Annotated in this window: 13 protein-coding genes; 6 read left to right on the top strand and 7 right to left on the bottom strand. The window is 75.7% G+C overall.

All coding sequences use genetic code 11. From position 1 onward, the window contains the following. Window positions 1–134 precede the first annotated feature (134 nt). Together L7D48_RS17170 and L7D48_RS17165 are read right to left on the bottom strand one after the other, a co-directional pair. A complete protein-coding gene (locus tag L7D48_RS17170) occupies window positions 135–695 on the bottom strand; it encodes a hypothetical protein (RefSeq protein ID WP_237880324.1) in 561 nt (186 codons plus the stop codon). Window positions 696–963: 268 nt separating this feature from the next. After that, window positions 964–1590, bottom strand: a complete 627-nt coding sequence (locus tag L7D48_RS17165; protein WP_237880323.1) for a DUF4352 domain-containing protein — start codon at window positions 1588–1590, stop codon at window positions 964–966. 299 nt (window positions 1591–1889) lie between these two features. Between L7D48_RS17165 and L7D48_RS17160 the strand changes: the two genes are divergently transcribed. Together L7D48_RS17160 and L7D48_RS17155 are read left to right on the top strand one after the other, a co-directional pair. Continuing rightward, entirely contained in the window at window positions 1890–2714 is an 825-nt protein-coding gene (locus L7D48_RS17160) for an inositol monophosphatase (protein WP_237880322.1), read from the top strand. Window positions 2715–2806: 92 nt separating this feature from the next. After that, window positions 2807–3220: a hypothetical protein gene (locus tag L7D48_RS17155; protein ID WP_237880321.1), complete on the top strand. Its 414-nt coding sequence runs from the start codon at window positions 2807–2809 to the stop codon at window positions 3218–3220. A gap of 121 nt (window positions 3221–3341) precedes the next feature. On the opposite strand, the gene L7D48_RS17150 is transcribed toward L7D48_RS17155, so the two are convergent. Then, entirely contained in the window at window positions 3342–4364 is a 1023-nt protein-coding gene (locus L7D48_RS17150; protein WP_237880320.1) for a hemolysin family protein, read from the bottom strand. Further along, window positions 4361–5728, bottom strand: a complete 1368-nt coding sequence (locus tag L7D48_RS17145; protein ID WP_237880319.1) for a hemolysin family protein — start codon at window positions 5726–5728, stop codon at window positions 4361–4363. The genes L7D48_RS17150 and L7D48_RS17145 overlap by 4 nt, the downstream gene beginning before the upstream one ends. A 405-nt stretch (window positions 5729–6133) precedes the next feature. Between L7D48_RS17145 and L7D48_RS17140 the strand changes: the two genes are divergently transcribed. Beyond that, entirely contained in the window at window positions 6134–6589 is a 456-nt protein-coding gene (locus L7D48_RS17140) for a tellurite resistance TerB family protein (RefSeq protein WP_237880318.1), read from the top strand. Window positions 6590–6635: 46 nt separating this feature from the next. Here the strand turns inward: L7D48_RS17140 and L7D48_RS17135 are convergent, their stop codons facing one another. The 3 genes from L7D48_RS17135 to L7D48_RS17125 all read right to left on the bottom strand — a co-directional run bounded on the left by L7D48_RS17135 (window position 6636) and on the right by L7D48_RS17125 (window position 9313). Beyond that, entirely contained in the window at window positions 6636–7283 is a 648-nt protein-coding gene (locus tag L7D48_RS17135) for a hypothetical protein (protein WP_237880317.1), read from the bottom strand. Between the two features lie 171 nt (window positions 7284–7454). Further along, on the bottom strand, window positions 7455–7847 hold the full coding sequence (locus L7D48_RS17130; RefSeq protein ID WP_237880316.1) for a DUF2267 domain-containing protein: 393 nt from the start codon (window positions 7845–7847) through the stop codon (window positions 7455–7457). Window positions 7848–7876: 29 nt separating this feature from the next. After that, window positions 7877–9313, bottom strand: coding sequence for a wax ester/triacylglycerol synthase domain-containing protein (locus L7D48_RS17125; protein WP_237880315.1), 1437 nt, complete (start codon window positions 9311–9313; stop codon window positions 7877–7879). 405 nt (window positions 9314–9718) lie between these two features. Here L7D48_RS17125 and L7D48_RS17120 point away from each other — a divergent pair, with 405 nt between their 5' ends. The 3 genes from L7D48_RS17120 to L7D48_RS17110 are packed head-to-tail and all read left to right on the top strand — an operon-like array spanning window position 9719 to window position 13271. Further along, a complete protein-coding gene (locus tag L7D48_RS17120; protein ID WP_237880314.1) occupies window positions 9719–10957 on the top strand; it encodes a pyridoxal phosphate-dependent aminotransferase family protein in 1239 nt (412 codons plus the stop codon). Continuing rightward, on the top strand, window positions 10954–12252 hold the full coding sequence (locus L7D48_RS17115) for a GNAT family N-acetyltransferase (RefSeq protein ID WP_237880313.1): 1299 nt from the start codon (window positions 10954–10956) through the stop codon (window positions 12250–12252). The genes L7D48_RS17120 and L7D48_RS17115 overlap by 4 nt, the downstream gene beginning before the upstream one ends. Next, window positions 12249–13271 (top strand): NAD(P)-dependent oxidoreductase, encoded by a 1023-nt coding sequence (locus tag L7D48_RS17110; protein WP_237880312.1) that lies wholly within the window; start codon window positions 12249–12251, stop codon window positions 13269–13271. The genes L7D48_RS17115 and L7D48_RS17110 overlap by 4 nt, the downstream gene beginning before the upstream one ends. Window positions 13272–13282 lie beyond the last annotated feature (11 nt).

The raw sequence follows: 13282 nt of genomic DNA, 5'->3' as shown, positions 1-13282 counted from the left end.
CGGCGTCCCCGCGGTCTCCGCCGCCCCCACCGCTTGCGTGCACCCGTCCGTCGTTCACGCTCCAGATCTACCAGCCGGGCCGCGGAAACCTCACCCGCCGCCCCGCCGGCGGCCGGCCCGGCGGGGCGGCGGACCTACCGGGCGGCGGTGCCGACGGGCCTGGCGCTCAGCACGTACGTGCCGGTGCGGTCGGCGACGGCGAGGTGGAACGGCGCTCCCCGGGCGAGCAGTTCGGACGCGGCCCGCTGCCGCTCCTCGTTCCCGCACCACCGGCGCAGTTCCGCGGGCGCGTCGGCGGGCCCGTCAGCTCCGGCGGGCCCTTCCGGCAGGAGAACGAGTGCTCCGCCCGGCGCCCAGCGAGCCGTTCGCGGGTCGGGGTCGAGCCCGTCGGCGATCCGGCGGGCCTGTCCGCGCAGCCAGTCCAGCACCCGGCGGCGGTCGGCCGCCTCGCAGGCGCCGAGTTGCACGGCGACCGTGCCGCCGTTCACCGCCCCCACGGCGACGGCCTCGGCCCGGTAGGCCGGGAGCCGGGCGGCTTCCCCGCCTCCCCCGCCTCCGGGGTGGCTCCGGAGGCCCGAACGGCCCGCCACACGTGCGGAGTCGCGTACGAACAGGCGCGCGCCGCGCCATGAGAAGTTCCCCGCGGCCTCGGCGGGGCGGCCGGTGCGGGCGGAGGGTCCGAAAACGTCGATCACGTCCTCCACCGTGGCTCCCGCCGCGGTGGAGGGACAAGCGATCACACACGTCCAGGAAGGCGGTGTACGCGCCCGCGGGCGGCGCTGTACGCGCCGTCCGCCACGGCGGCACCGGGGTTGCCGCGCGAGGCCGCCGGTCAGCACCAATCCCCCGGGCGGTCCCTCCGTTCGAACGGCTCCTCGGGGCACCGCACCGGCGTGTCCACCGCCGGTTCCCGTGCCCCTCGTCCGTCGCCGCGGGTTCGGCGCCGGTGGCCCGGCTCGGCCGCTATCCGACGTCCGCCCTGATCGAGTCACCGAAGAGTCCGTCGGTGAAGGTGACCGTCTTCGGCTCGATCTTCCCCTTGACGGTGACGGTGCCGGTCACCTTCTCCCCCTCGGTCAGTTCGACCGTGTCGATCTGGCGCTCGTCCGCAGCGAGTTCGACGTCGTACTTGGAGCCGTCCGCGGCCGTGACCTCGAAGTACAGCGGGTTGACGCCGACCTTCTCCGCACTGTTGTTGACGACCGTGACCAGCACGGAGGTGTACTCCTCGCCGTCGGCGAGGATGGTGGGCCGGAAGTCGGCGGCCTCCGCCGTGACCTGGATCGGCGCGGGGGCCTCCTCCTCGGGCTCCTCCCGCGGCTTCTCCTCACTCTTCTCCTTCTTCTCCCCGCCGCCGGGCTCCTTCGGCGCCGCCGACGCGGCGGGCTTCTCCGCGTTCTCGTCGCCGCCCGCGCCGAGAGCCGCGCCGATGACGCCGATCACGGCGAAGAAGGCGATGACGCCCAGGCAGCCGAAACCGATGATCTTTCCCGCGCCGGCCTTCTTCTGCGGTGCGGGCGGCATCGGCTGCTGCGGCCGGCCGGGCCCCCACTGCTGCTGGTACTGCGGGCCGGGATTGTGCTGGGCCATCGGAGGACCCCCCTCTTCCTGTCTGTGCTACTGCCTCCGGACCTCAGAGGCACGGCGCTCGGCCGGGGCCGGACCCCGGTGCACCCGCCGGGCCGGTTCGGCCGACAGCCACGAGTGTGCGCTCCGCGGAGAACCATAGAACAAGGGAACTAAGTTCACAACCAAAACGACAGCGGATGACATCAACCAAGTTGTTGTGAGGTCATCATGCGCGTTGTGCGGCCGCATGCCCGGGCCCCTCCCCCGCGTACGGCCCGCCCGGCGCGGATGGGAGACGGGTCCTCGGAAACACTGGTGGAATGCGCACCGAACCTGATGTGGGATCCGACCGTGAGCCGCTCGTCCGCCTGCTCGACGCCGCCGAGGCGGCCGTCGACGCCGGGGTCGGATGGCTCGCGGAGGCGGGGGACGAGTGGTCGAAGCGGAGGTTCAAGGCATCGGGCGAGGAGGTCACCGACGCCGACGCCGAGGTGGAACGGCGCATCACGCGTGTGCTGCGGGAGCGCACGCCCGGCATCCCGGTCGTCGGCGAGGAGACCGACCGGGAGGACGGGGATTCGGTACCGTCCCGCTGCTGGCTGCTGGATCCGATCGACGGCACGATGAACTTCACCCGCGGTGCCCCGCTGCACGCCGTCTCCCTGGGGCTGGTGGACGGCGGCGAGCCCGCGCTTGGCGTGCTCCACGCCCCCGCGCTGAACCGCCGCTGGAGCACGGGCACGGACCCGGGCCCGGACACGGACCCGGACGCGGACGCGGACGCGGCGGGCGAGGGCGCCCGGGAGCTGTCCCGGGCGGTGGTCGGCGTCACGGGCGCCGGGGGCGTCGGCTCCCCGTCCGGGAGGCTGCTGGCCGCCCTGCTGGACGGGGCCTACCGGGTGCGGATGCAGGGCTGTATGAGCCTGGACCTGATCGGCGTGGCCGAGGGCTGGCTGGACGCCTGCGTGTGCGTCGGCGCCAAGCCGTGGGACGTGGCCGCCGGGGTGGCACTGCTGCGCCGCCGCGGGTGGACGGTGCTGGACGGCGACGGGCGGCCGTACGTCTTCGGCGCCCCGGTCCTGGTGGCGGCGAACGGGCCGCTGGCCCGGGAGCTGGCCGCCCTGAGCCGGGCGCGGCTCCGGTAACCGGGCACGGCCGGGGCGGGCTCGGTGACGGCACGGATACGGATGCGGGCGTTCCCGTGGCGGAGCACGCGGCGAGCCCCTACCGTACGCGCATGCGCCACCCCGCTGAGCTGTACTACGCGCCCAGTCTGCCGCCCGACGAGGTACAGGCACTGCTCCGCCGCGACCAACTCCTCCTGCGGACCTGCCAGGCCGCGCTGGGCCGCGTCGGCGGGGACGTCCTGGGGCTGTCGGTGGAACCGCGCCCCGGCGAGGTCGTCATCCACGCGGCGGTTTCCCGGGAGACGCCCGAGGCCGCGCAGAACCTGCAGGAGATCGTCTCCGAACTGAAGATGCTCCTGATGGGGAGTCCCGAAGACCAGTCCGACATCACGACCGAGGTCCACATCGGTCCGCCCTGCCCCGCGGTCTGGCCCGGTTACGGCCATGCGTTGGTCTACGTGGCCAAGTGGAACGACCTGGACAAGGGGGAGGACAAGGACCCGGAGAAGGTGGGGGAGCGGTAGCCGCCGCTCCCCCCACCCCACCGTCCCGGCTCCCGGGGCGCCCCGGGAGGCAGGGAACCGGCCCCGCACGCGCGGCGGTGCTCCCTCGGACGGTCCGCCGGAGGACGGCCCGGGCGGACGCTCAGCGCGTGGCCGGGGCCGGGCCGACCAGCTTCTCCAGGACGTCCTCCATGGTGACGAAGCCCAGCAGCTCGCCGCGGTCGCCGGTGACGGCGGCCAGGTGGGTGCCGCCGGCGCGCATGGTGGTGAGGACGTCGTCCAGCGGAGTGCCGGCTTCGACGCGCACGACGGCGCGCAGCGCCTCGGGCGGGAAGGGCCGGTCGCGGTGCACCACGCCGATGGCGTCCTTGACGTGCAGGTATCCCAGCACCGCACCGCCGGGTCCGGTGACCGGCAGCCGGGAGAAACCGACCGTGGTGGCGACGCGCTCCAACTGGTCGGGGGTGACGGTGTGGCCGACGGTGTGCATCTCGGCCAGGGGCACCAGCACCTCGGAAGCCGGGCGGCTGCCCAGCTCCAGGGCCTCGCGCAGCCGCTCGTGACCGCCCGGCTCGATCAGTCCGGCCTCGCTGGCCTCCCGCGCCATGCGGGTGAGTTCGGCGTCGGTGAAGATCGAGGCGACCTCGTTCCTGGGCTCGACCCTGAGCAGGCGCAGCAGGGCGTTGGCGAAGGCGTTGATACCGAAGATCACCGGCCGCAGGGCCCTGGTGAGGGCGACCAGCGGCGGCCCGAGCAGCAGTGCGGTGGGCACGGGGGCGGCCAGGGCGATGTTCTTGGGCACCATCTCGCCGATGAGCATGTGCAGATAGGTCGCCAGGGCCAGCGCGATGACGAAGGCGATCGGGTGGACCAGGGCGCCGGGGACGCCGACGGCCTCGAAGGGCGGCTCCAGCAGGTGGGCGATCGCCGGTTCGGCGACCGCGCCCAGCACCAGCGAGGACGCGGTGATGCCCAGCTGGGCGGTGGCCATCATCGCCGACAGGTGCTCCAGGCCCCACAGGGTGGTGCGGGCGCGCCTGACGCCCTTCTCGGCGTGCGGCTCGATCTGGCTGCGGCGCACCGAGATCAGGGCGAACTCGGCGCCGACGAAGAAGGCGTTCACCAGGATCATCAGGGCGCCGATGGTCAGTTGCAGGGCGGTCATCGGGCGTCCTCCCGGTGGGTGCGGCCGGCCGCCCCGGCGGAGGCGGTCTCCTCGGCGGAGGTCTCCTCGGGGGCGGTGATCCGTATGCGGTCGGCACGGTGGTGCTCGACGTCGAGGACGCGCAGCTCCCAGCCGCCGACCTCGACGGTGTCGCCGGGTGCGGGGATGCGCTCCAGGCGGGCGGCGATCAGACCGGCGGCGGTCTCGTAGGGCCCCTCGGGCGCGGCCAGTCCGATCGCGGCCAGCACGTCCAGGCGGGCGCCGCCGTCGGCCTCCCAGCGCGCCCGTCCGCCGGACGCGGGGGCGGCGGGGCGCAGGTCGGGCTCCTCCATCGGGTCGTGCTCGTCGCGGACCTCGCCGACGACCTCCTCGACGATGTCCTCCACGGAGGCGACCCCGGCGGTGCCGCCGTACTCGTCGATGACGACCGCGATGGTGCGGCGGGCGCGCAGGCGCTCCAGCAGCCGGTCCACCGGCAGGGTCTCGGGGACCAGCAGCGGTTCGCCGAGCAGTTCGGTGACGGGGGTGGCGGAGCGCCGGCCGGCCGGGAGGGCCAGGACGTCGCGGATGTGGACGGTGCCGATCACCTCGTCCAGGGTGTCGCGGTAGACGGGGAAGACCGACAGGCCGGTGGCCAGGGTGAGGTTCTCGGCGTCGGCGGCGGTGGCGTGCGCCTCCAGGGCGCGGACGTCCACCCGCGGCGTCATCACGTTCTCCGCACTGAGCTCGCTCAGGTGGAGGGTGCGTACGAACAGCTCGGCGGAGTCCTCCTCGATCGCGCCCTCCCTGGCGGAGCGGCGGGCCAGGGAGACCAGTTCGTCCGGGCTGCGGGCGGAGGCCAGTTCCTCGGTGGGCTCCAGGCCGAAGCGGCGCACGAAGCCGTTCGCGGTGCCGTTCAGATGGCGGATGAAGGGCCCGAAGACGGCGGTGAAGCCGCGCTGCGGGCCGGCGACGACGCGGGCGACCGCCAGCGGGCTGGAGATGGCCCAGTTCTTGGGCACCAGTTCGCCGACCACCATCAGCACGACCGTGGAGACGGCCACGCCCAGCACGGTGGCCACCGTTGAGGCGGCGGAGCCCAGGCCGGCGTCGCGCAGCGGCCCGCGCAGCAGCGCGGCCAGGGACGGTTCGGCGAGCATGCCGATGACCAGCGAGGTGACGGTGATGCCGAGCTGGGCGCCGGAGAGCTGGAGGGTGAGCTGCCGGACGGCCCTGAGCGCGCCTTCGGCGCCGCGCTCCCCCTGGCGGGCGGCGCGCTCCAGCTCGCCGCGCTCGACGGTGGTCAGGGAGAACTCGGCGGCCACGAAGACCCCGCAGGCCAGGACGAGGGCCAGGGCCGCCAGCAGAAGCAGGACTTCGGTCACCGTGCCACCCCCGCTCCCGGAATCGCCGCGGAGCGGCCGCGGGTGGCACGGCTGGTACTGGGAGGTTCGCCCATGGCGGGTGTGCTGCTCCTTCTGTGTCGGTCCGGGTCCGGGTACCTCGGGTCGGGCCGAGGTCTCCCGATGAAGTGTAAAGGATTGGCAAAGCGGCACCACGGGGGCCGGACCGGCGCCTCGCTCCCGGCGCCGGCCCGACGCCGTGGCGCCGGGGCCCCGGAAGGGCGTCCCACCTCCTCCGGGGCACCCCCGCCGCGGTGCGACGCCTCCTTGATTCTACGATTCTGTAGAAATATTGGGAGCGAGGACGCGGAGGCGGAGCCGAGCCCCTACGATTTCCGTCCGACCGCGTCGGCGCGGCCCGGTCTCCTCCCGACACCCGGAGTGTTCATGCCCCTGTGGAACCGCCTCGCGGAGTCCGCCCGGACGGCGCGGGTCCGGCTGGCGGCGAAGAGGAACGAGCTGACGGGCGGCGCGTTCCGCGACGCGTCCATGGCGATGTGCGCGCTGGTCGCCGCGGCGGACGGGACGGTCGACCCGGCCGAACGACGCCGCGTCGCCCAGCTGATCGAGCACGACGAGGTACTGCGGAGCTTCCCCGCCGGCGAACTGCGCGGCCGCTTCGAGGGCTGGCTGGACCGGCTCACCACCGACTTCCACCTCAACCGGGCCGAGGCCCTGCGGGAGGTCGCCAAGGCCGCGCGCAGGCCCTCCGAGGCCCGCGCCGTCGTCCGTATCGGCATAGCCGTCGGCGGGGCCGACGGCTACTTCGACGCGGCCGAACTGGTGGTGGTCCGCGAGGTCTGCCACCTGCTCGACCTGCCGCTCCACGAGTTCGGGCTCTGAGCGGCCCGCCGCACCGTCCGGGCGGCCGGCGACGGGCCCGCCCCGGTCACCGGGAGCGGAGGCGCGATCCCGTCCCCCGGTGCGGGGAGGCCGCTGCGGGACGGGGCTCCGGTGACCAGGGCGGGAGCTGGTGGGGCCACCGCACATAGGTGAACGGCGACGTGCCCGACCGGGGGACGACCACACCGACGGGCCACACCCGCAGCATGTAGCTCCCGGTGTGGTCGGTGGCGGTGAGCCGGAACGACAGCCCCTCGGCGAGCCGTTCGGCCGCGGCCTCCTGCGACTCCTCGTCCGCGCACCACCGCCGCAGCTCGGCGGGCACGTCGGCGCTCCGTCCGGGCCGGTCCGGCACGCGGCCGAGCGTGCCGCGCCCCGCCCAGCGGGCCGTCACCGGGTCGGGGTCGAGCCCGTCTGCGATCCGGCGGGCCTGTCCGCGCAGCCACCGCAGCGCGAGGCCCCCGCTGGGGCCGGTGTACCTGCCCAGCAGTACGGCGACGGGGGCGCCGTCCACCGGCCCCTCGGCGGTGACGTCGGCCCGGTAGGCGCGCACGCGCCCGTCCCACCGGCCCGGGCGGGGCACGGCCCGTGCCGGACCGGGCACGGCCGGGCGCGCACCGGGCCACGGCAGATGCCGTACGGGCCCGGCGGGGCGGTCGGAGCGGACGGAGGAAGTCGCGGGTTCGTTCGTCACGCCCCCACGGTGACCCTTGATAGCTCAGCGTGACAAGTGGTTACGCAGAGCGAATGCGGTTGTTGTGTGCGCCGGGAGGTGGCGCGGCGTGCACCGCGCGCCGTCGCGCCGCGCCTCCGCCGTCCCCCGCCTCCCGGCGGCCCGGCTTCCGGGGTCCGCGGCCCGGCGGGTTCAGTCGCTCAGCTCCGGCTTGCCGAACAGCGCGGCGTAGCCGGAGGGCAGCTGGCTCAGCACCTGATTCAGCTCGCCCCCGGAGATCGCGCCCGCGGTGGTGGACAGCACGGCGCTGGCGTCCCACTCCGCGGTCCTGGGCCGCGATCCGGTCCGCTCGCCCACCCGTCGGCAGAACTCCTCGACGCCGTACGTCTCGGGCCGCTCGGGGCTGCTCTCCATCAGGAAGTCGCCCAGCGGGCCGGGCAGCTGGGCGGCCAGGTCCTCGGTCTCCCCCGGGGTGATGCGGGAGGCGAGCACCTCCAGCACGGCCGTGGTCACCTCCTCGGCCTCCTGCCTGTTCCTGTACTCCCCCAGCTCGCGGACCCGGGCGAGGAATTCGTCGTACCTCATCGCCACCCCTCCTCGTCGGTCGGCGGACGTCACCTCGGCGGCCCGTTCCGCGTTCCACGGATCGCGCCGGCGAATCGCCCGGCGCAGGACATTCGCGCGGGGCCGGGCCTCGCGGGACCGCCCGGTGCGCCGGGCGCGGGCTCGGGCCAGCGGGCGAGGAGGGCCAGTTCGCGGGTGAGGGCGCCGGCCAGCGGCCGGGCACCGCCGGGGAGGGTGTGGGTGACCGCGGTGAGGGTGTAAGCGCCCGCGTAGTCGGTCAGCGCCAGGCAGACGGTCCCCGGGGCCAGTACGGGCGGCAGGGGGACGATCCGCTCCAGCGGCCGCCCGTCCAGGGACCACGGGCCGCGCGGCCAGCCGAAGGCCAGGCAGGTCACGGGGCAGAAGCCCGGCGAGCAGCTCAGCGAGGCCAGCAGGCGCACCGCCCAGGGGCCCAGCAGTGCGGCGGCGCCGACCGCGCGGCGGACGGTGTCCGCGCCGCCGCGCAGGGGACCGAAGGCTGCCAGCGCGCCCCGGCAGGCCGCCAGCCGTTCCGCGGGGTCGGCGGCGGTCACGGGGAGCGGCACCCGTACCGCCGAGACGGCGGTGCCGAGCATCCGGTCCTCCTGCGGCGTGCGCAGGTCCACCGGGAAGGAGCCGTACAGCGGGCGCGGTGCGCCGGGCCAGCGGTCCGGGTCGCCGTGGACGGTGCGCAGGGCGCCCGCGGCGGCGGCCAGCAGCACCTCGTTAAGGGTGGCCCCCAGGCCGGGCAGGGCGCGGCGGGCGGCCCGCACCGCGTCCGCGTCCACCTCCGTCCAGGCCAGGTCCGGGCGCGGGCGGAGGCCGGGCGGCAGCGGCAGGGCCCGGCCGGGCCCCGCGCCGGGCGCCGCGGGCGGACGGGGGCGGTCCGGCCCGGCGGCCCCGAGCGCCCCCACCGCCCGCACGCCCGTGCCTCTGCGGACGCCGCGCCCGGGAGTGCCGTCGAACAGGTGGCTGAGCAGGGTCTCCAGGGACCGGCCGTCCAGCAGGGCGTGGTGGGCGGTCAGCACGACGGCGAACCGCCCCCGGCCCGCGCCCCGCACCAGCGTCAGCCGCCAGGGCGGCAGCCCGGCGGGCAGGGCGCGGGTGACGAGCCGGCCGAGCAGGGCGGTGAACGCGGCACCGTCGCCGCTGCCAGGACTGTCGGCGGCATCGGCGACGGTGTCGACCGCGGCGTTGACGACGGCGTTGACGACGGTGACGTGGCGGCGGGCGTCGAACCGGTCGAGCGGCAGCCAGCGGTGCCCGCGCAGCCGGGCCGGCGGCGCGGGAGGCAGCAGTACCCGCCGCAGCCGGGGGAGGTGGCCCCAGCGCTCCACGACCCGGGCGCGCAGCGCGTCCGCCCGCGGCGGCCCGCCGGTGAACAGCGCCGCCATTCCGACCGTTTCGGGAACTCCCCGCGCACCGCAGTGGACTTCCTCCACCGGCGACAGGGCGGTGCTTTTCTCCATACGTTCTCTCGCTCACTCATCGAGAACTCGCGCATACCTTCGACGGTTCACCCGGAAAACACACGAGTCACCTGTCCGCGCCTTTTCTGATCCTGTGTCAGTATTCTGGCGGAACGCCCGGCGGGAAAAGGACCGACGCACGTCCGGCCCCGGACGGCGCAGCGATCAAACCGGCGACTGGGCCGGTGGACGCACGGCCGGGAGTGTCCCGCGGAAGCCGCCCGAGGCCGTGCCGAGGCCGGCCCGCGGTGCGACCGGAGGAAACTCGGAGCCGTTTCGCGTGAAATCGCGGTCGCCGGGCGCCGGACGCCGACAGTCGGTCTCCGGTCTCCGGTCGCACAAGAACACGAACACCCATCGGAAAACCGACCCAAACTTCTCGACGCGAACTCCTCGGGGAACAGCATGGCGGATGTCTTCGGAAAAGAACGGTCGGCTCTCCACCGCCTGGCGGCACAGAGCACGTCCCGGCCCTATTACCGCCCCCTCTCCTCCCGGGGCGCGGAGGTCGGAATCGACGGCCGCACGGTGGTCATGGCCGGATGCAACGACTACCTGGGACTGTCGGCCGACCCCCGGGTGACCGAGGCCGCCGCCCGCGCGCTGCGCCGCTACGGCGTCTCCTGCTCCGGCTCGCGCGTGCTCAACGGCACGCTCGCCCTCCACGAGGAGCTGGAGGGCCGGCTGGCCGCGTTCGTCGGCGGCGAGGCGGCCCTGGTGACCACCACCGGCTTCCAGGCCAACCTCGCGCTCGCCGCCCTGCTGGACGAGCGCGACGCCGTCTTCGCCGACATGTCCAACCACGCCTCGCTGGTGGACGCCGTCCGGCTCGGCGGCGCCGCCCACCACCGCTACCGCCACCGCGACCTCGCCCATCTCGGCCGTCTGCTGGCCGCCTCCGAGTCCGCCTCCGACCCCGGCCGCGGCCGCGGCCGTCTGATCGTCACCGACGGCATGTTCTCCATGGAGGGCGATCTGTGCCCGCTGCCGGGCCTGGTGGAGCTGGCCCGGCGCCACGGCGCCCGGCTGGTGGTGGACGGCGCCCACGACATCGGCCTGCTGGGAGCCGGCGGACGCGGCGTGACCGAGCACTTCGGGCTCACCGGCGAGGTGGACCTGGTCACCGGGACGCTGTCGAAGTGCTTCGGCTCCGTCGGCGGGATGCTGATCGGGCCCGCCTCCGTCGTCGAGCACCTGCGCCACAGCGCCCGCTCCGTCCTCTTCTCGGCCGCGATGCCACCTCCCTCGGCGGCCGCCGCCCTGGCCTCGCTGGACATCATCGAGTCCGAGCCGGAGCGCCGGCAGCGGGTGTTCGGCCACGCCCGGCGGCTGCTCGCCGGGCTGCGGTCGCTGGGCTGGGACACCGGCGACTCGACCACCCCGGTGGTGCCGGTGTACGTGGGCGACTCGCGGCTGTGCCTGCGGGTGTGGCAGGAGCTGCTGGACGCAGGGGTGTTCACCAACGCCGTGGTGGCGCCGGCCGTGGCCCGCAACCGGGCGCTGATCCGGGTGACCCCGCAGGCGATCCACACCGACGACCACATCACCCGCGTCCTGGACGCCTTCGCCCGGGTACGGCGCGGGCTGGGCCGGATCCTGCCCGCGCCGGGCGGACCGGGGCGCACCGAGGCGGTGGTGGCGTGAACGCCGCCCCCGCGCGCTCCGTGGGCACCGCGAGCGCCTTCCCCGCCACCTCCGCGCCGCTGACCGTCCGTCCGGTGCGCGGGCGCGCGGACACCGCCGCCTTCGCCGCCCTCCCCCGCGCCCTGCACCGCGGCGACCCGTACCGGCTGCCGCCCGCCAGGGGTGACCAGCGGGCCCTGATCGACCGGCGGCGCAACCCGTTCTTCGAGGTCGGCACGGCCGGGCTGTTCCTCGCCCGCCGGGGCCGGAGGGCGGTCGGGCGGATCGCCGCCGCCGTCGACCCCCGCTACCAGGCCCTCCACGACGCGCGCGGCGGCCTGTTCGGCCTCTTCGAGTGCGCCGACGACCCCGAAGCGGCCTCCGCGCTCTTCGACGCGGCCGCCGGCTGGCTGCGCGAGCGCGGTCTGGAGACGATGCTCGGCCCGCTGGGCTTCTCCGTCCACGACGAGTGCGGGGTCCTCGTCGAGGGCTTCGACGGCCCGCCCACCGTGATGATGCCGTACAACCCCGCCTACTACCCCGCCCTGTACGCCGCCTGCGGGCTGACCAAGGCCAAGGACCTGCTGTCCTGGCGCGTCCCCGTGCCGCCGGGCGGTGAGCCGCCCGAGGCCGTCGCCCGCGCCGCCCGCTGGGCCGCGAACGCGCCGGACGTACGGCTGAGGCACCTGGACCCCTGCCGCCGGGAGGCGGACCTGGCCGCCGTCCGCGACATCTACACCGACGCCTGGTCCGGCAACTACGCCTCCGTTCCCATGACCGGCCGCGAGTTCTCCCACGCGATGGACCGGCTGCGTCCGCTGGTACGGCCGGAGCTGGTGTGGTTCGCCGAGGTGGGCGGCGAACCGGTCGCCTTCACCTTCTGGCTGCCCGACGCCAACCAGGCGCTGCGCGCCGCCCGCGACACACCCCTGGGGCAGTCTCCGGGACGGCCCCTGGGGTGGCTGCGCACGGCCCGGGCCGCCCGGCGCATCGACCGGGCCCGGGTGATCCTCACCGGCGTCCGGGCCGCCCACCGCGCCCGCGGGCTGACCGCCGCGCTGCTCGCCGAGGCCCAGCGGTCGGCCTTCCGCCTGGGCTGCACCGAGAGCGAGTTCTCCTGGCTGCTGGAGGACAACCGCGACGCCAACCGCTACGCCCAGGCCTTCGGCGGCGTCCTCCACCGCAGGCACCGCCTCTACCGGCGCGACCTCGCGGACGGCCGCGGACCGCGCCCCGCCGCCGCGGCCTCGCCCACGGCCCTGCCCACGGCCGTCCTCGCGCCCGCCGCCCCTCACGTCCCCGGAGCCCGCCGGTGAGATACCTGGTCACCGGCGCCACCGGCTTCGTCGGTACCCGTCTGGTGCGCCGGCTGCTGGCCGAGGGCCACACCGTCGCCGCCCTGGTACGGGCCCCCGCCCGGGCCCGGCTCCCGGCACCGGTGGAGCGGCTGGACGGCGACCTCGCGGACGGCCGCGGTCTGCGCCGGGCCGCCGCCTGGGGCGCCGACCGCGTGATCCACCTGGCCGGCGCCGTCAGGGCCGTCCACCCGGACGGCTACGCCCCCGTCAACGCCGTCGGCACCCGGCTCCTGTGCGAGGCCCTGGCCGCCCTGCCGCGCCCGCCCCGCCTGGTCCACTGCTCCTCCCTGGCCGCCGCCGGGCCCTCCCCGCCCGGCCGGCCGCGCCACGAGGACGACCCGCCCGTGCCGGTGTCGGCGTACGGCCGCAGCAAGCTCGCCGGGGAGGAGGCACTGCGCGCCGTGGCCGGTGCCGTGCCCGGCACCGTCGTGCGCCCGCCGATCGTCTACGGCCCCGGCGACACCGACTTCCTGCCCGCGCTGCTGGCCGCCGTGCGCCGCGGTGTGCTGCCCGTGTGCGGCTTCGGGCCCCGCCGCTACTCGCTGATCCACGTCGACGACCTGTGCCGCCTGCTGCTCGCCGCGGCCGACCGCGGCGCGACCGTCGGCCCCGGTGGGGGCTCCCGCGGGATCTACCACGCCGGCGACGGCGCCGGGCACCGCGCCGAAGACCTCGCGGCGGCCGTGGCGGCGGTGACCGGCCACCGCCCGCCGGCCGCCGTCCCGCTCCCCCTCCCGGTGGCGTACGCCGCCGCCCGGTGCGCCGAGGCGGCGGCGCGGATCAGGGGGCGGCCGTCGGTGCTCTGCCGCGACAAGGTCCGCGAACTGGCCCGCCCCGCCTGGGTCTGCGGCCACGAACGGGCCGCCCGCGACCTCGGTTTCACCCCCGAGGCCGTCTGGCCCGCGGGCCTGGCCGAAGCCCTGCGCCCCGTACCCGTGCCCGTTTCCACCTCCGTCCCCGAGAGGAACCAGCCATGACGACCCAGTCC

The sequence above is a fragment of the Streptomyces sp. ICN903 genome, assembly GCF_022015835.1.
Taxonomy (GTDB): Bacteria; Actinomycetota; Actinomycetes; order Streptomycetales; family Streptomycetaceae; genus Streptomyces; species Streptomyces fenghuangensis.
Note: the sequence above shows the minus strand (reverse complement) of the source record. Positions and strands in the feature narration are given on the sequence as shown.